Raw genomic sequence first — 16,830 nt, forward strand, 5'->3', positions numbered from 1 at the left:
CCCTTACCCTTTCGTGTACTCTGTGGGTGCAATACCCGTATATTTCTTGAAGACACTGTAGAAGTGCTTGTAATCCGAAAACCCGCTGAGATCCGCCACTTCCCCCACCCGGTACTTGCCCGTGGCGAGAAGCTTCGCACTCTGTATGATCCGGTACTCATGAAGCACTTCAAGGAATGTCTTTCCTGTGACTTCCTTGAATTTTCTGCTGAGATAACTGGGGCTCACCCCCAGCTGTGAAGAAACAGTCTCAATACTGATTCTGCTCCCATACTCTTTGGTAATGGCTTTTATGGTTTCCACCACGTAATAATTGGTGGCACTTCCCTGGGCCATGATCTCTTCCATTTCTCGAAGAAGCGGATTCTTTTCTTCCTCCTTCGGATTCTTATATTGCCTCAGATCCATCCGGACTCTTTCCACAGCCTCCTCCAGTTCTTTCTCAGAGACGGGCTTCAAAAGGTAAGAGGAAACATCTACAGTGATGGCGCGCTTTGCATACTCAAACTCCGCATAGCTGGTAAGAAGAATAGAATGGAACTTCTCTACCTTTTTGGCCTTTTCAATCATGGTGATGCCATCCAGCTTCGGCATCCTGATGTCCGTTAGGACCAGATCCGGTTTCATCTGAAGGATTTTCTCATAGCCCTCTTCTCCATTTTCCGCTTCTCCTACTACAAGGCAGTCCATTTTCAGCCAGTCCATGGTATGGACCAGGCCCTTTCTGATGAATTCTTCATCTTCTACAATGAGTACTCGAATCATCCTGCTGCACCTCCTTTATCTGACTCCATTTCCTTCAGGAAGGGCACAGAAACCTCCACCCTTGTCCCAGCGCCTTCGCTGGAAATGATCTCAATTCCAGCCCCTTCCCCATATCTCAGCTTCAGTCTCCTGTGGATATTAAAAAGTCCCAGATGAGAACTGGATTCCGCATCTTCAGATAAAAGCTTTGAAATCTCTTCCTGTGTCTCTTTTTTCATCCCTGCCCCATTGTCCTCACAAACCAGCACCATTTCCTTCTCCCGCATAAAGGCCGAAATACTCACATGAAGGTGGTCTTTACCCTCATAGCCGTACTTTATGGCATTCTCAATCATGGGCTGGATGAGAAGCTTCGGAATGGGAACCTCTTTGGCGAGCTCCTCCATCCGCACTTCGTAGGAAAGTCTTTCTCCGAAACGGAATTTCATGATCTTCAGGTAGTTCTCCGTATACTCCATATCAAGGGAAAGAGGCACTTCTTCTCTTTTGTTATCCAGACTGTACCGAAGAAGATTCGACAGGCTGAGAATCATACTGCTGGCGTCTTCTGGTTTAAAATGAACCATAAATCGGATGTTGTCCAGGGTGTTATAGAGAAAATGCGGATTGAACTGGGATCTCAGCTGCCGGAGCTGCGTGGCGGAAAGCCTTTCCGTCATTTCCTTGTTCCGCTCAATCTGAACCTTCAGCTTCTCCAGCATCTCATTGAAGGAGTCCCCGATGGTCTGAAACTCATCATGGCTGCGGATTTCTGTCTTCACCGTGAAGTCTCCTTCCTGAGCTCCCTTGAAGGCATCGATGATCTTATAGAGATCTTCCGTCTTGGATGCTGCCATTTTTTTGGTGCTGTAAAGAACCAAAAGGATGATCAGTCCAAAGACCAGAAGAAGCACTCCGCCCAGGGTGAAGAAGAAGTTCATCTGACTGTTGATGTTCCGCATAGAATAGATTCTCAACTCTCCCTCCAGAATCTCTTGTCCCCTGAGGTAATAACCGTCCTTCTGAGTTTCCAGAAGGCTTTCATCCGGCGAAAGCTCCAAAGACATACGGTTCAGATTGTCCAAAAAAGTGTAATTATTTGTAATATATGCTCTCCCCATGGCATCCGTCACCACAGTCTGAGAGGACTGCTCCGACAAAAGCACCCGGAACTGTCTGCCATCCATCACAATGACAATATAGCCCATGGGGACACCCTCTTTTAAAACCTGCCTTCCGAAAACCAGCTGCATGTTGCCCTCAGACTCTTCCATGACCCGGACAGAAAGGGTTTCCTTTCTTGCCTTCATCATGTTGAAAATGCCCCAGTTCCCATAACTCTGACCGTCCAGATAGTAGGGCAGATTCTTTCTGCCAAGAAGAATGGGTTCCTCTTCACTGAGGAAAAGATAGAGATCCCCTGAGATTTTCATGTCATTGCTGATGCTGTAGAACTGGTCATAGATCTCTGCTCTCTGGCTGGAAGAAAGGTCACCAGAAAACACTTCCTGTTCCCGGGAGAGCTCTTCCATGAAGTCCCTGTAGTTCAGAGAAGCTTCCTGAAACTTCTCTGCCATGAGATTATTTTCCGCCTCTACTGTATTTTTCAGCTCCATGTTCCAGTAAAAGAAAAACATAAAAAGAAGGAAAAAAGTAAGAACCATGGCGGGCAGAAATGCGTAGAGAAGAAGCATTCGCCGGATGTCATCCTTAAAATAACTGTGTTTTCTCTTTAGCATTTTTACCCTCCATGGTTCCATAAGACCAATTACAACATGTAATACCAAACTCTATTCTACTTGAGTTTACAAATTCCCGCCACTAGAATTCTAGAGGCTGATTTCCTTCTTTCCAGATACTTTAAAGAAGAGGAGAAGCGAAACCACCGTGGTGAGTGTCAGGATACTGGCTAGAGCCGCAGCTGTTCCATAGCTTGCCCGGATGACTTCTGTATAAATGGACACCGACATGGTTCTGGTGTCTCCGGTATACAAGATGACAGAAGCGCTGAGCTCGTTGATGATGGTGATCCAGCTCAAAATGGCACCGGACAGCACCCCTGGAAGCATCATAATGGCCGTGACTTTGAAGAAAGACTTCACCGGAGAGTCTCCAAGACTCACCGCCGCTTCTTCCATGCTGGGACTGATCTGGTACAGGATCGCCGCACTGGAGCGGAGCGTATAAGGCATTCTTCTCACCACAAAGGCCACGATGATGATAAGACTTGTGCCGCTTAAAATCAGTGGCTTGTCATTAAAGCTGATGAGAAGGGTGATACCAAGAACAGATCCTGGAATGATGTAAGGGAACATGGTCAGGGTATCGATGATGTTTGTCAATGTGCTCTTTCTTCGGGTGGTGAGGTAGGAGATGAACATGGAAAGCAGCACAATGATGACGATGGCAATGACACCGAATTTATAAGTGTTCACAATGGGTCCACCCAAGCTTGTGAAGATCTTTCTGTAGCTCTCCAGTGAGAAGCCTTTGACAAAGATGGCTCCTGAAGTGGCTTTGAAAGAAGTGTAAATGACCGTAGCCTGTGGAATGATGGAAACAAAAACAATGAAATAGATCAGCACATGAGCAGCAATATTTTTCCACCCCTTCAGCTCTTTTGCCTGGATGGGTCTTAAAGAGCTCATGGTGAAGGATTTTTTGTTCACCACATACTTCTGAAGCACAAACATCACAGAGGTCACCATGACAAGGATCACTGCGATGGCTGCTGCAAAGCTTGCAGAACCGCCCATTTCACTGATGAACTCGTTGTAGATGAGAACCGGCATAACCACAAAGCCCTCTCCGATGAGCATCGGTGTGCCAAAATCCGCCAAAGCATTCATAAACACAATGAGGCCTCCCGCCAGGATGGTGGGGGTGATCAGCGGCATAATGACCGTGAAGATCTTCTTGATGCCGGAGCAGCCCAGGCTTTCACTGGCTTCGATGAGGGAGGCATCCACTTTCTTCAGGGTGCCCTTGGTGTACATGTAGATGTAGGGATAAAGCTTTAGAGTCAGCACCAGAAGAATGCCGCCAAAGCCATAGATGGATCCCAGTTCAATCCCAAAGGTATTTCTGACAAAAGTAGTGATCACGCCGCTTCTTCCCGCAAGGAGCACCCAGGAATAGGCACCGATGAACGGTGGAGACAGCATGGAAATGATGATGAGAATATCCAGAAGTCCCTTTCCTTTGATTTTAAAAGCCGTGGTGAGATACGCCAGAGGCGCACCGATGAACACTGCCAAAAGCGTGGTCAGGGTGGTGACCTTGAAGCTGTTTCCAAGGGCTCTCATATAGTACTTTTTCGAGAAGAACTTCATGAAGTTCTCCAGGGTGAATGCTTGAGTCTCAGGATCTCTAAAGGCACTGACAAACAAGGACAGGAGGGGATATACAATAAAGAGTGTAAAAATAAGGACAATGACCAGGGTCACACCGGACCAGAAGGTAAAGGAACGTTTTTTAGCCATCCCATCTCACATCCTTTATCAGGCTCTTCTCCCCGTCTTCAGTAAAGACATTGATCTTGGAAGGGTTGGGTCTCAAGAAGAATGTTTCGCCCACTTCATAAAGCTTCTCCGCCTGCCCAAGATCTTGAGAAAACTCAATGGAGCTCTGTCCAGGAAGAATCATATCTTCTGGAAGGTCCAGTTCATACACAATGTATCTGCCAAGGAAGGTCTTGTTCTTCACTCTGGCAAGAATCCCTGTTTCAGATAGCCCAAACTCCTCTGGACGGATCCCCACGGTGACCTTTGTCCCTGGTGTCACATCCGTTAAAGTATTGAGGCAGGTCTTTGTGCCATCCATGAACTGCACCCCTATGCCATCCTCCTCTTTGACCACGATGCCGTGGAAAAGATTGGAGTGACCGATGAAGGTGGACACAAACACGTTATAAGGCCTTGTATAGATTTTTTCAGGCGCATCCACCTGCTGGATGATTCCGCCTTTCATGACAGCGATTCTGTCAGAAATGGCCAGAGCTTCCTCCTGGTCATGGGTGACATATACTGTGGTGATGCCCACCTGCTTCTGCACATCCCGGATGGCGCTTCTCATTTCAATTCGGAGCTTGGCATCCAGATTGGAAAGAGGCTCATCCATGAGAAGCACGTTAGGGTGAATGACAATGGCTCTGGCTAAAGCTACTCTTTGCTGCTGTCCTCCGGAAAGATGTTCTGGAAGTCTGTCCTGATACTCCTTGATTTTCACCACATCCAGAATATCATCCACTCTCTTTTCCATGGCTTTCTTCTCCATTTTACGGATCTTCAGACCATACTCCACATTCTGCCTGACCGTGAGGTGCGGGAAGATGGCATAGTTCTGGAACACCATACCGATGTTTCTTTTGTGGGCAGGGATCTCATTGATGACTTTTTCGTCAAAACTGAACTCTCCTCCCTCGATGCTGTTGAATCCTGCAATCATCCTTAAAAGTGTTGTTTTTCCACAGCCCGATGGGCCGAGGAGCGTGAAGAATTCTCCATTTTTGATTTCAATGGACAGATCTGGAATGACTGTGACATCCCCAAAGCGTTTCACCGCATTTTTGACTCCAATGGAATTGCTCATATTTTTTCTCCTTTGTTATACTCCGATTTCCGGTATTTTTTGCGTAAGAAAACCCACAACGAAGTTGTGGGCTCCTTTTTCTCCGCTTGACTCTTTTTTCTATGGATTCTAGTAGTCTGTGAATATGTCGTTGAACTTTTCAAGCCATGTATTCTTATTGGCGACCACGTAGTCTTCTTCGTCATAGATGATGTTCATGTCTTCCTTTGGCATCATGTAGCTTGGCGCAGGAACGTCCTTACGAACGGATCTTCTGTTGAGCTTTTCCACGATGATGGTCTGTGCTTCCTTGGAAGTGATGAAATCGATGAACGCCTTGGCGTTTGCCATATTCTTGGCTCCGTTGATGATATAGATACCGTCTGGCTTGGAGATTACGCCTTCTTCCATGTAAACCAGTTCCACAGGTGCGCCATCCGCCACGTACTTTGCGCCACCTTCTTCGAAGGTCAAGCCTACCACATATTCTCCGTCAGCTACACCCTTATAAACTGCTGAAGAACCGGAAAGAAGCTTTCCATCCAGGTTCTGGATGAACTTGTCCACATAGTCCCATCCCTTTTCAGCATCTCCTTCGCCCATGGCGTAGAGCATGTTGATCAGGTGCTCATAGGAAGAAGAAGACTTGGAAGGATCTGCCATGGCGATCTTGCCCTTCAGTTCAGGCTTCAGAAGATCTTCATAGCCCTTCACTTCCACATCTCCGATGAGGTTGGTGTTGATCATAAGAACGCTTGGGATGTCTGTGAATCTTGTCAGTGGTCCTTCTGTGTTTTTAAAGTCATCCTGCACTGCATCTTCATTGGCACTGGTGTAGTCTTCAAAAAGATTCATCAGTGGCTTTACTGTGGATAAGGATCCCCCCCAGAAAATATCCCCCAGTGGATTTGCTGCTTCAGATTCTACTCTCTTTAACAGTTCTCCTGTCCCTGCTGCAATGACTTCCACCTTGATGCCGCTCTGGGTTTCAAATTCGCTGACCAGAGGGTTGATGAATTCCAGTGGATGCGGACAGTAAATCACAAGGTTCTTGGTTTCTTTATCTTCTTCATTAGGCGTTTCCACAGGATTCTCATTGCCTGGTTCCTTTGGTGCCTCTTCTTTTGTTCCGCATGCTGCCAGTGAAAGAATCATCACGGCAGAAAGTAGTAAAGCTGCGACTTTTTTCATGTATGTTACCCCCGTTTGTTTTGATAGTTTCATTGTAGACCCATGTAAACGTTCTTAAAACCGATAATTCTACTAAAATATCCTAAAAAATGAACAGACGGAAAATCGTTTTCAGAAAAAAGAGCGACAAAAATCACCATGAATCCCTCTATAATCAAAGGTTCATGGTGATATTCTTGCATATTTTTCTGTCATTGGATAGAACTGAACTTTTTTAGTATTCTCTGATTCTTCTAGAAGCACAGGACTCTATTTACTTTATGATTCTCTCTCCGTCAGAAGCTTCACCACTTCATATCCACCATGATACACCTGCTGCTTATGAAGTTGAAGGATACGGCGGTTCATGGCAAGAAGAAGCTCCTTCTGAGAAAGCAGCGCTTCCATCATGCCGATCATTTCTTCTTTTGTTTCACATTCTGCCGTACCGTCTCCCTGCTGGGCAGCGTAAATAGCACCATAGGCTTCATGTCCCCCCACACGTTTCAGAAAGAGCTTCGGGATAGGGTAAAAAGAAAGCTCACTGGGCTTTGTGACGAGAAGATCCGACTCTCTCATGAGAAGATTGGTGGCATAGACCGCCTCAAAGATATCCTGATGATAAAAGACATGGACCCCTTCCAGATGCTGGTCCATATGAAGTGCCATCTTCTCCACTTCCTCATAGGTGTCAAAGTGCACCGCCGCTCCCTTCATGAGTTCAGGCAGCTCTTGACAAAGGGCCTCGTACATCTTCAGATGGTCTCCAAAATTCAGGAGAACCTGCACTTCTTTCTTTTCAATCTTTGGAGTCAGGTACCTGAGAAGCTCTTTGATCATCTCTTTGCCAGCACCAGCCCCGCCCACTGGGATGAGAAGCCTTAAGGGCTTTCCTTCTTCGATCCTTTTCATTCTATCTTCCGTGTCTTCGTATAGATTCGACACCAGTTCATGGTCCACATAATGCCCTGTATACATAAGGCTGCCGGAAGGCATTCCTAGGGTTTTCTTCTTCGACATCCCTTTCAGCATCTTATAGCCAGCGTAGGCAAAGGGCGTCTGCACTGTATGAAGAGCTCCTTCGGACAGATGAAGCCCCATGGGCCAGTTGTCCGGAATCACATTGGCCACATTCTTCAGCCCCCCATGGACTGCCCCCTGAGCAGGCCAAACGTGGGTTCCTGCAAAGGGAATGTCCTTCGGAAAATTGGCATAAAGCGGCACCAGAAGCTCCGCATTTTTCTGATCCACTGCATTGTAGGAGAGCTTCCGAAATCCCTCACTGTTGAGAGGCTCCCAATAAAAACGGTTGAAAAGTCTGCTTCTTTGGGACAGCTTTGATCCAAAGGAGTACAGCGCATTCTGTTTTTTGATCATTTCACTGCCCGTGGTGCCATGGAAACTGCTGAGATCAAACCAATAGGGCTTGTATCCCAGAGCATGGGCACAGCTGGCGATGGCCATGGCGATGCGGTAATGGCCAAAGCCCATACGGATATTCCCCACAATGAAGGCATTTTCTGGAAAAGTCATGGGCTCCTCAGAAAGGAGGAGATTCTCCACCTGCATCCTTTTTCCAAGAACCGCATTTTCTTCTGCCTTCAGATAGTACTTCTTTCCTTCCTCGTCTCCAAACTCTTTCATGAACTTTCTTTTGCTGGCCGCAGCTTTTTTTATGGTTCTCTCATCCATGACATGGCCAAATATGATCTTTTCTCTTTCCATGGTTACTCCCTCCTTAATTCTGTTTGACAAAACTTTGAGAGAGCTGATTTTTCTCTCTTCATGCTTCTTTCTCCAGGGACTGGATCCCTAAAAGGATGTCTTCTTCTTTATAGAAGAAGAGGACCGCAGCGCCCAGAAGTGATAGAACCAAAGCCCCCAGAAGTCCAAGACGGTAGCCAAGACCTGTGTCCTTTCCGATGGTTGCAAGGGACGTGAACAGCACCATGGCCACCGACTGTCCAAGCTTGAACACAAAGGTCCTTGCCGCAAAAAACATCCCTTCACGGCTTTCGTTTGTCTTTTCCCTGTCATACTGGGCAATGTCCGCCACCATGGCCTGGGGCAGAATACCCAGGATGGCCATGGGCACCGCAGCCAGGATGGCAATAAGGTATCCATGGACTTCGCCAGACAGCGGCAGAAGACCGCCCAGACCTGTGAAGAGGAATGCCAGGGCAAAGAGAAGAAATGCAGCGATGACAAGCTTCTTTTTTCCCAGACGCTTTGCCAGAAGATTCACTGGAATGTAAAAAAGGAAAGAGGTGAAGGTCATGAGTAAAAACAGCACCGTGATCATCCCTTCCTGAAGCCCCAGAAGCCTCACCACAAAGAAGGGCAGTCCCGTCTGGAAGATGGTCAGGGCAATCCAGTACAAGGCGTCAGAAAGGACAAAAATCCTGAAATACTTGTTATGAAAGGTCTTCAGCAGCGACTCAAAGGCCTTGCTCTTTGAAGGAACTGAATGGACATATGCCCGCTCATCAATGAGAAGCGCCGGAATCCACATGAAAATCAGGGCAATGACAGCCAGGATCATAAAGGTCCTTTGCATGGCCGCAGTTCTTTCCATCCCCCCTGCGATGAACATGTCCCAGATGAAAGGGGCCCCGTAGGAAAGAGCAGTACCCAGGATAAAGGTGATGGAGATGTAGGTGGAGATGTTGATCTTATCCTTCTGGCTTCTTCCAAGTTCTGGAATCAGCGCGGTATAAGGTGTGCAGTACAGGGTCATGAACACATAGAAAAGAAAGACCATGGCCATGAGCCAGAGATTATTAAGGCCCCCGGTTCTTGCCACAGGTGGCATGAAGATCAGAACTGTCACCAGGGAGAAAGGAAGTGCTGCCCCCCGAAGAAATGGAATTCTCCGCCCCAGTCTGTGGGCACTGCGGTCTGATAAGGACGCAATGAGAGGATCCGTCACCGCATCGATGATTCTTCCCAGGGCAGAGATGGCCCCAATAAGGGTGAAAACGCCTAAAACAGCAACCCCCTGGGAGATATACACCCGATGACCGGACTCTATAAGCTCCTCCACAGGCTGATAAAAATACACCAGCCAGTTCACAACGATACCAGACAGGATCGCCCAGCCCAGCTGACCCATGGCAAAAATCCACATGACCCGATTTGTCACTTTTTTCATCTTAGTTTTCCCCTCTCTCCACTTTGATATAGTTCAGGCAGATGTCCAGAAGACACTGGATCTGACTGATTTTTCCGATGCGGTCCTCATATTTCATAAGACTCTTTTCTCTGGCAAGTTTTCGGCAGAGCCCAAGCACTGCATGATTGGTGCTGAAGTAATAAAGGTCCTGGTCCACCCCTCTTCTGATGCTTCCATCCTGTAGCCCCGTCTGGAAGTGCCCATCAAAAAGAACTTTCAGCTTGAGAATCACGGACTCATAGGCGGATAACAGTTCTTCCTCTATGGATTCCTGAAAAAGCAGCTGATCAAACTCCTCTGCAAAGAGGAAAAATTCCTTGTGCTCCTGAAAGGTTGTGAGGAAAAAACTATAGAAAGCTTCGATGCTGTCAAAACCTGTGGCCTTCTTCCCGATGCCTTCCATCTGCTCCAGAATATCTTCCCAGATGAGAATCCCCGCTTCCATGACCAGAGTCTGCTTCTTTCCGAAGTACCGGTAGAGGGTTGCTTCTCCCATGGAAAGATACTTCGCCAGATCCTGGATGGTCACCTGCTGGATGCCATCCGAAAGAAACAGCTTTTTCGCCTCTTCCACTACAGCTTTACGTTTTGCATTTTTTAATAGGGACATGGGGCACCTCCATTATTGATAGTCATTCTATTAAAAAGATAGATTACCTATCATTTTACGCCGAACGAAAACGTTGTCAAGGATAATCTGAAAAAGTAAAAAGGTCAGACCCCAACGGATCTGACCTTTTTGAAGAACTGCGAGAGACCATGCTTTTCATCCACAATCCATCGTTTTTCATTTATATAACTTACGCAAAAAGCCGCAAAGGAAGTCTTTTCTCATTCATACTGTATGGCAGAAAGCACCGGAATCCTCGCTGCTTTTCTCGCAGGAAACACCGCCGCCAGAAGAGAGGTGACAAAAGCCACCAGAATGCTGGTGTAGATGGCACTTCTTGGCAGCACAAACTCCAGCTGATACCCGGACATGATGCCCATGGCGGAAATGAGGATATAACTGAGAAGAAGTCCCAGGAATAGACCAAGGATTCCTCCGATGATCCCAAGAAGCCCTGCTTCTGAGAGCACCATCTTCACCACCTGTGTCCGAGTCATCCCCATGCTTCTCAGCATGCCAATCTCTCTGGTTCTTTCCAGGACACTCATGGTGAGAGTGTTTAGAACGCCTAAAGCTGCCACCACAACGGACAGAAGCCCCAGCACATCAAACATGCTGAACGCCTGAGCCATGAGATTTTCCGCCTGTATCCGAAGCTCTTTGTTGGATTCGATGAGCAGTTCATAGTCTTCCTCAAAAAGATCTCTAAGCTTCTCCACATAGGCCGTCGCATCTTCCCCTTCCTTGAGCCGGATGGAGAATCCGCTGGCCTTGTCTGCACCAAAGTACTGCTGAAGATCGTCCAGCGTTGCTGTCAGTAAAATCCCTTGACTGGAATAATCAAGGAGCACTCCGATGATTTCAAAGGAAACAGGCCCTTCCAGGGTTTTCAATACCATTTCATCCCCCACCGTAAGATTAAGCTTTGCGGCTGAAGCCTCTGAAATGAAGATCTTTCTGCCCATGGAAAACCGCCTCAGAACTTCCTCTTCTTCCACGTTCTCCTCACTGAAGACATAGCTTGTGACCTCTCCATAGGTCTTGGGATCAATGCCAAGAAGCGTCACAGACTCGTCTGTCTCACCCTCCTTTTCCCAGTAAGCTGTTTCCATGACACTGGGCGACACATAAAGCGTCTCCTCTTGATCCTCGATGTCCTCCCTAAGACTCAAATCCACCGGAAGGGCTGCGCTGATGAACACATCCCCACCCAGGTAAGAATCCATCCAAAGACTGAGATCCTTTCTGAAAGAACCTGTGATGCCTTCCGTGGATACGATCATGGAGACCCCCACCATGAGCGCCGCCACCGTAAGCATGGTTCTGTTTTTTGCGCGCATGATGTTCCGGGTGCCCAGCTCTCCCATATCCCCAAAGATCAGGGTGAAGAGTCCCTTCAAAAGATGCTGCCAGAACCTGATGGTGCCGGGGATGAGAAGCGTTGCCCCCACAAAGAGGGAAAAAACCGTGAGACTTCCCAGCCTGAACTGCACATCATAAGAAAAAGGATTGGCCAGAAGAATCCCTGCCGACACCAAAAGAAGAAGAAGCCCCGGAACCCAGAGGTACCGTTCAAGTCGCCCCACTTTTCTTTGGGTATGGACCCGAAGCGCCTCCAAAGGAGAAACTTTTCCTGCCTGAAGAGCCGGAAGAACCGCTGAAAGAAGGGTGACAAAAATACCGATCCCCATACTTCTTACAATGAGCGCCATAGAGTATCCACCGCGCTCCACGGGCTGACCTAAGAACCTCTCCATAAAATAGGAAAGACCATCGGAAAGTAGAATCCCCAGAAGAATGCCTAAAAAAGCACCGATGAGCCCCAAAAGGACTCCCTCCTCCAGAATCCGAAGGGCTGTCTGTCCCCGGGTGAGCCCCACACAGCGAAGAATCCCAAGCTCCCGTTTTCTCTCTGTCACGGTCATGGAAAAGGCATTATAGATGAGAAATGCACCAACAAAAAGAGCAATGCCTGCCATGAAATTGAGACTGATCTGGTACCCAGACAGCATCCCGCTGGTATCTCCGGATTGTGCAGAAGGCGCACTCACCTGATAGCTTTCTCCAAGAACCTCTGTAAGAGCGCTCTCCACATCTTCTACCCGCTTTGGATCCTCTGCCTCCCCTTTCACTCTCACATCAAGCCTTGTGACGCTCTCCCCCATGTCGAGATACTTCTGTAAGCCCTTCAGAGGGAGAAACCCAGCTTTTCCGAACTGAAGAAGACCTGCCCCTTCTTTCCTCAGAAGGCCAGAAATCTTCGCTTCCAGCACACCCGAAGATGTCTGAATCTTGATCTCGTCTCCCAGTTTCAGCCCTCTCTCTATGGCATAGTCCTGAACCAGAAGAATCTCTGAAAGATCACTGTCTTTCCTGAAATAAGACCCTTCCGCCAGAACGTAGTCTCTGACAGCTTTCTCCTGTGAAAGGTCTACCCCATAGAGCGTGATTCCGTTTTGCCCCTGTCCAAGAACGCCCATGGAAAGGGGATTCTCTTCTTCCTCTTTCTCCTGTTTTAAAAGAGCAGCTGCTTCCACCACGGGCACCAATGTTTCGATGCCTTCTACTTCTTCTGCTTTTTCAAGAATCTCCAGAGGAACACTTTCTCCTAAAGCAGCATTCTTCACCTCCAGATGAACTTTTCCAGATGTGCCTTCAAAAAACGACGTCAAAGAGGAAAAGGCTTTTTCATTCACATGGTTGATGGCAAAAAGAGCACTGACCCCCAGGAGAATGCCAAAAAGGGTCAGAACTGTCCTGGAGGTTCTCTTTCTCATGGACCGGATGGTCAGAAGCCTTGCAAGTCTCATGATCACTCCTCCTTTTCAAGGTTACGTAAAATCCTCTTCATTTTTTCTGGAACCGGGAGATCCTTCTCAAAGTGGAGCTCCGTCCTGATTTTTCCGTCCACCAGATACACCAGCCGGTCCGCATAGGAAGCAGCTTTGGGATCATGGGTCACCATGATGATGGTCTGCTTCATTTCCTCTGACAAAAGAGCAAGGAGCTCCATGACCTGACTTCCTGTTTTAGAATCGAGATTTCCCGTGGGCTCATCGGCCAAGAGGATCTTAGGCTTTGTGATCAGCGCTCTTGCCAGGGATACCCTCTGCTGCTCTCCTCCGGAGAGTTCACTGGGCCTATGGGATCTTCTGTCAAGAATCCCCACCTTCTCCATGAGATCTTCCATCTCCTTCTCATGCCCCTTCGGTTTCTTCCCATCGATGAGAAGAGGCAGAAGAATGTTCTCCTCTGCACTGAGGGTGGGCAGAAGATTATAAAACTGGAACACAAATCCGATGTTTCTTCTTCGTAGGAGAGTGGCTTCCTTATCAGACAGGCTGGACACCACTTTGCCCTCCAAAAGAATCGCACCAGAAGAAGGTGAATCCAATCCTCCCAGAAGATGCAAAAGGGTGGACTTTCCACTGCCGGACGGACCCATGACAGCGACAAACTCCCCTTCCTCCACAGAAAGATCCACCTCCACCAAGGCGTGTACCGGGTGCTTCCCTCCCTCATAGATTTTGGACAGTTTTACTGCATTTAGCATGTCTACCCCTCCCTCTGTTCATCTCTATCCGTCTTTCCTTTGCCATGGCGCATCATATGAAGCACCTGATCTGAGTCAAAGGTGTATCCCTTCTTTTTCAATTGAAGAAATTTCATCGTTTCAGGCATCTGCGCCGCCAGATAGGTGACAGACATGACAAGCGCAAACAGTGTTTCAGCACTGAAGATTCCTTTTGTCATCATGAACCAGGGTATGGAAAGAAGGATGCCCGCCATGAACATGACGCCTTTCATCTTCATCCCAATGACCATGCCAAGAACCTGGGTCACAAGAAATCCCAGAGGACTCGCCGCCAGCATCATACCCATGGCTGTGGAGTTCCCTCCCCCTCCTTTTCGGAGGTTGTACACCGGCCACAGATGGCCCATGAGAATAAAATTCCCTAGGACCAGATGTCCATAGGGCTCCTCTCCCAGTACCCGGTATAGGGTCATGGGCATCAATGCTTTTAGAAGATCCAGCGCCATAATCAGAAGTCCCCATTTCTTTCCAAAAGCAAGAAGGGCACTGGTGGCCCCCACCGCATGGGTCTCCATGACAATGGAACCGTCCGTAGAGACGGTCCTGATTTTCACTGGTTCTTCTCCCGGTCTTTTCACATGAAACAGAATACGGGCAAAGGAAATAGATCCAATGAGATATCCTAGCACCGCAAGCAGTATGAATAATTGCCACTCCATCATCTGTTCTCCACCTCCCAAGGGTTCATGAGACTGATTTTTCCACTGTATCCATCCACGGTGACCATGGTGCCATCCTTGATCCTAAGGGCGCCTCTCACCGACACCACAGCTGGAATCCTGTATTCTCTCGCCACAATGGAGCTGTGGGAAAGAATCCCTCCAGATTCTGAAATCACAGCGCCAGCCCTGGCAAAAAGTGGTGCCCAGCCCACATCAGAATAAGGTATGATCAGCACATCTCCCTGGGTCATGAGATGATGATCAGAAAGTCCCCTAAGCACCCGGGCCGGTCCTGTATAAACCCCCAGAGAAGTGGGAATCCCTTCATAGTCTCCTGCCTTCTCATCCTGAAGAGGCGGCTCATCCTTTCCAATGATGAGTTCCGGCACTGGAACATCCTGATAACGAAGAAGATCCTTCTTTCTCTTTTCCACAAGACCTATGAGATCCTCTTTTTTATCTTCATATACAATCTCTTCCAGCTCTTTGTAATAGAGGAAGTACACATCTTCCACCTCCTCTAGCAGTCCCTCCTCTTTCATGAGCCCTCCCAGTTTCATGAAGATGCGGCGGAACTGACCGTATCCGAAGGTATAAAGAGAGCTCACCGATTCTCTTGTCACCGCCAGACTGCTGGTTCTTCTATGCAGCATCCGATTTTTCATCTTTCTTCTCACAGGACGTGGCAGATCCGAAAAGGTGATCTTCTCCTCCTCCACATCCTTTCCACCAGCCTGAAGCATCTCATAGATCAGCTCAGGGGTCTCCCGCCATGGTTTTTTGGAGCAGTCATTGCCACTGTCTGAAAAGTGTCCAAACTTCTGTAAAAACTCCTCGATTTCTTTTTCCAGGGCCCTCTTCTCGTCCACTGTCAGCATCTCTTTCGGCAAATGGTATTGTTTGCGGATCTCTGCCAGATGCACATGGGGGCTGTACTTTCTTGCCGCTTCCTCCACACCGGACAAAGTAAGATGTCTCACATCCACCCCTTCTTTTTCTAGGGTGCTTTTCAGCATCCGATGCATCATCATAAGGAGCATCGGCAGCATGATATTGTAGTAGGTCACAGGCTCTGTTTCTTTCAGCACTTCTTTTGCAAGAAGAAGACACTCTTCCGGACTCTTGGCATCCTCAATGGCTAAGGCAAGCTCCTCGTAACGGGAGCGCTTCGCCTCTTCCATCTTCCTGTATTTTTTCTCGGCAGTCAGAAAGGAAGATGTCAGTTTAAGAAGACTGGGCGCCCTCTTCAGGGCTTTCATTCCAGGTTTCAGATGGGGCTTTCTTGGTCCATCCTCCTCCACCCCAAGAAGCAGTTCAAGGCCTTCATAAGGAATGCCCATACTTTCAAACACCTGACCAAATAGAGCCATATTGAAATAGGCTCTTCCGTAGAAATAGCCCGTGAGGTGATCTTGATCGATGCTTTGATCCCCTGTAAGACTCACCAGGATCTCCCGCCAGATCTTATTGATGAAGGAAGTGTTCACGGACCACACCAAAGGCTTGATGACGCCAGGCAGCATCTCTTTGGTGATCTTGTTGGAATACACTGGTATGTCCAGTTTTGTGATGGGTCTCACTTGAAGATAGTAGATGTTCTTTCCATCGTAAGCCCATTCCACGTCCACTGGACGTCCATACCCTTTGGCAATGGAGTCCACCTCATCACAGAGCTTTCTTGACACATCTTCCGGTAAAAGTGCAGCCGAGGGTTTTTCTTTCCAGACTCCCCACTTCTCCACCCATCTCTCCGGTGCTTTTTTCTCTAGGATCTGAAACTCCCCGTCTCCCACTGCCGCTTCCAGAATGATCTCTGAAAAACCGGTCATAGGATTTTTAGAAAACGCAACACCAGAGACCTCCGCATGGACCATTTCCTGAATAATCACAGCCATACGGATGCTGCTTCTTGTCAGTCCGCTTTGCGCCAGATAAGCCATCAGCTTTTCTGACTGAAGAGAAGCCCATACCTCAAGGATCTTCTCTAGAACCTCATCAGCTCCCCGTACATGAAGATAACTTTCAAAGGCTCCTGCGCAGGAAAAATCACCCTGATCCTCCAGAGAAGCGGAAGAACGGACCGCATAGGAAATCCCCGGATGGAGATATTCAAGCAGCTCTTTCCGTATATGTGCTAGCACGGCATTTCCGCCTTGTTCGTACTCCTCCAGTGCATCATAAGCAAGCACAAATCCTTTTGGCACCGGATACTTGTGCTTCATTAGATACCTCAGATTTTTCGCTTTGTTGCCTCCTCTCGCTTCAATGGAAGAATCACTCAGCGGATAAAGATACCTTGATTTCATAG

13 protein-coding genes are annotated in these 16,830 nt (G+C 48.0%); 1 reads left to right on the forward strand and 12 read right to left on the reverse strand.

The window, feature by feature from the left end; translation table 11 throughout:
* Positions 1–3: 3 nt before the first annotated feature.
* The 6 genes from BM243_RS12855 to BM243_RS12880 all read right to left on the reverse strand — a co-directional run bounded on the left by BM243_RS12855 (position 4) and on the right by BM243_RS12880 (position 8,208).
* The gene (locus tag BM243_RS12855) at positions 4–765 is read right to left on the reverse strand and encodes a response regulator transcription factor (RefSeq protein WP_074912750.1); all 762 of its coding nucleotides are present in this window, start codon (positions 763–765) and stop codon (positions 4–6) included.
* Positions 762–2,483, reverse strand: a complete 1,722-nt coding sequence (locus BM243_RS12860) for a sensor histidine kinase (RefSeq protein ID WP_074912751.1) — start codon at positions 2,481–2,483, stop codon at positions 762–764. Before BM243_RS12860 ends, BM243_RS12855 begins: the two co-directional genes overlap by 4 nt.
* Positions 2,484–2,573: 90 nt before the next feature.
* A complete protein-coding gene (locus BM243_RS12865) occupies positions 2,574–4,226 on the reverse strand; it encodes an ABC transporter permease (protein ID WP_074912752.1) in 1,653 nt (550 codons plus the stop codon).
* Entirely contained in the window at positions 4,219–5,334 is a 1,116-nt protein-coding gene (locus BM243_RS12870; protein ID WP_074912753.1) for an ABC transporter ATP-binding protein, read from the reverse strand. The genes BM243_RS12865 and BM243_RS12870 overlap by 8 nt, the downstream gene beginning before the upstream one ends.
* 108 nt (positions 5,335–5,442) lie before the next feature.
* On the reverse strand, positions 5,443–6,504 hold the full coding sequence (locus tag BM243_RS12875) for an ABC transporter substrate-binding protein (RefSeq protein WP_083422803.1): 1,062 nt from the start codon (positions 6,502–6,504) through the stop codon (positions 5,443–5,445).
* 258 nt (positions 6,505–6,762) lie between these two features.
* Positions 6,763–8,208 carry a DUF6937 domain-containing protein gene (locus BM243_RS12880; RefSeq protein ID WP_242943565.1) on the reverse strand — a complete coding sequence of 482 codons (1,446 nt, stop codon included), beginning with the start codon at positions 8,206–8,208 and terminating at the stop codon, positions 6,763–6,765.
* On the opposite strand from BM243_RS12880, the gene BM243_RS15590 reads away from it, so the two are divergent.
* A complete protein-coding gene (locus BM243_RS15590) occupies positions 8,189–8,299 on the forward strand; it encodes a hypothetical protein (protein ID WP_431602458.1) in 111 nt (36 codons plus the stop codon). The genes BM243_RS12880 and BM243_RS15590 overlap by 20 nt on opposite strands.
* On the opposite strand, the gene BM243_RS12885 is transcribed toward BM243_RS15590, so the two are convergent.
* The 6 genes from BM243_RS12885 to BM243_RS12910 form a co-directional block, all read right to left on the reverse strand.
* Positions 8,267–9,634 carry an MFS transporter gene (locus BM243_RS12885; protein WP_074912755.1) on the reverse strand — a complete coding sequence of 456 codons (1,368 nt, stop codon included), beginning with the start codon at positions 9,632–9,634 and terminating at the stop codon, positions 8,267–8,269. The two genes, BM243_RS15590 and BM243_RS12885, sit on opposite strands and share 33 nt — an antisense overlap.
* Position 9,635: 1 nt before the next feature.
* Positions 9,636–10,265, reverse strand: a complete 630-nt coding sequence (locus BM243_RS12890) for a TetR/AcrR family transcriptional regulator (RefSeq protein ID WP_074912756.1) — start codon at positions 10,263–10,265, stop codon at positions 9,636–9,638.
* A 221-nt stretch (positions 10,266–10,486) separates the two neighbouring features.
* Positions 10,487–13,075 carry an FtsX-like permease family protein gene (locus BM243_RS12895; RefSeq protein WP_074912757.1) on the reverse strand — a complete coding sequence of 863 codons (2,589 nt, stop codon included), beginning with the start codon at positions 13,073–13,075 and terminating at the stop codon, positions 10,487–10,489.
* Between the two features lie 2 nt (positions 13,076–13,077).
* Complete coding sequence (locus tag BM243_RS12900; protein ID WP_074912758.1) at positions 13,078–13,818, reverse strand: ABC transporter ATP-binding protein; 741 nt, start codon at positions 13,816–13,818, stop codon at positions 13,078–13,080.
* Positions 13,819–13,820: 2 nt separating this feature from the next.
* Positions 13,821–14,522 carry a glycerol-3-phosphate acyltransferase gene (locus BM243_RS12905; RefSeq protein ID WP_074912759.1) on the reverse strand — a complete coding sequence of 234 codons (702 nt, stop codon included), beginning with the start codon at positions 14,520–14,522 and terminating at the stop codon, positions 13,821–13,823.
* Positions 14,519–16,828, reverse strand: a complete 2,310-nt coding sequence (locus BM243_RS12910; RefSeq protein WP_074912760.1) for a PEP/pyruvate-binding domain-containing protein — start codon at positions 16,826–16,828, stop codon at positions 14,519–14,521. The genes BM243_RS12905 and BM243_RS12910 overlap by 4 nt, the downstream gene beginning before the upstream one ends.
* Positions 16,829–16,830: the final 2 nt, after the last annotated feature.

The organism is Proteiniclasticum ruminis, from assembly GCF_900115135.1.
GTDB classification, from domain to species: domain Bacteria; phylum Bacillota; class Clostridia; order Clostridiales; family Clostridiaceae; genus Proteiniclasticum; species Proteiniclasticum ruminis_A.

What these genes read in the sequence shown, in the direction of transcription:
- BM243_RS12885 (WP_074912755.1), bottom strand. Translation starts at nt 9,634, where the DNA reads ATGAAAAAAGTGACAAATCGGGTCATGTGGATTTTTGCCATGGGTCAG.
- BM243_RS12855 (WP_074912750.1), bottom strand. Translation starts at nt 765, where the DNA reads ATGATTCGAGTACTCATTGTAGAAGATGAAGAATTCATCAGAAAGGGC.
- BM243_RS12900 (WP_074912758.1), bottom strand. Translation starts at nt 13,818, where the DNA reads ATGCTAAATGCAGTAAAACTGTCCAAAATCTATGAGGGAGGGAAGCAC.
- BM243_RS12865 (WP_074912752.1), bottom strand. Translation starts at nt 4,226, where the DNA reads ATGGCTAAAAAACGTTCCTTTACCTTCTGGTCCGGTGTGACCCTGGTC.
- BM243_RS12910 (WP_074912760.1), bottom strand. Translation starts at nt 16,828, where the DNA reads ATGAAATCAAGGTATCTTTATCCGCTGAGTGATTCTTCCATTGAAGCG.
- BM243_RS12875 (WP_083422803.1), bottom strand. Translation starts at nt 6,504, where the DNA reads ATGAAAAAAGTCGCAGCTTTACTACTTTCTGCCGTGATGATTCTTTCA.
- BM243_RS12880 (WP_242943565.1), bottom strand. Translation starts at nt 8,208, where the DNA reads ATGGAAAGAGAAAAGATCATATTTGGCCATGTCATGGATGAGAGAACC.
- BM243_RS12860 (WP_074912751.1), bottom strand. Translation starts at nt 2,483, where the DNA reads ATGCTAAAGAGAAAACACAGTTATTTTAAGGATGACATCCGGCGAATG.
- BM243_RS12890 (WP_074912756.1), bottom strand. Translation starts at nt 10,265, where the DNA reads ATGTCCCTATTAAAAAATGCAAAACGTAAAGCTGTAGTGGAAGAGGCG.
- BM243_RS12895 (WP_074912757.1), bottom strand. Translation starts at nt 13,075, where the DNA reads ATGAGACTTGCAAGGCTTCTGACCATCCGGTCCATGAGAAAGAGAACC.
- BM243_RS12870 (WP_074912753.1), bottom strand. Translation starts at nt 5,334, where the DNA reads ATGAGCAATTCCATTGGAGTCAAAAATGCGGTGAAACGCTTTGGGGAT.
- BM243_RS12905 (WP_074912759.1), bottom strand. Translation starts at nt 14,522, where the DNA reads ATGATGGAGTGGCAATTATTCATACTGCTTGCGGTGCTAGGATATCTC.
- BM243_RS15590 (WP_431602458.1), top strand. Translation starts at nt 8,189, where the DNA reads ATGATCTTTTCTCTTTCCATGGTTACTCCCTCCTTAATTCTGTTTGAC.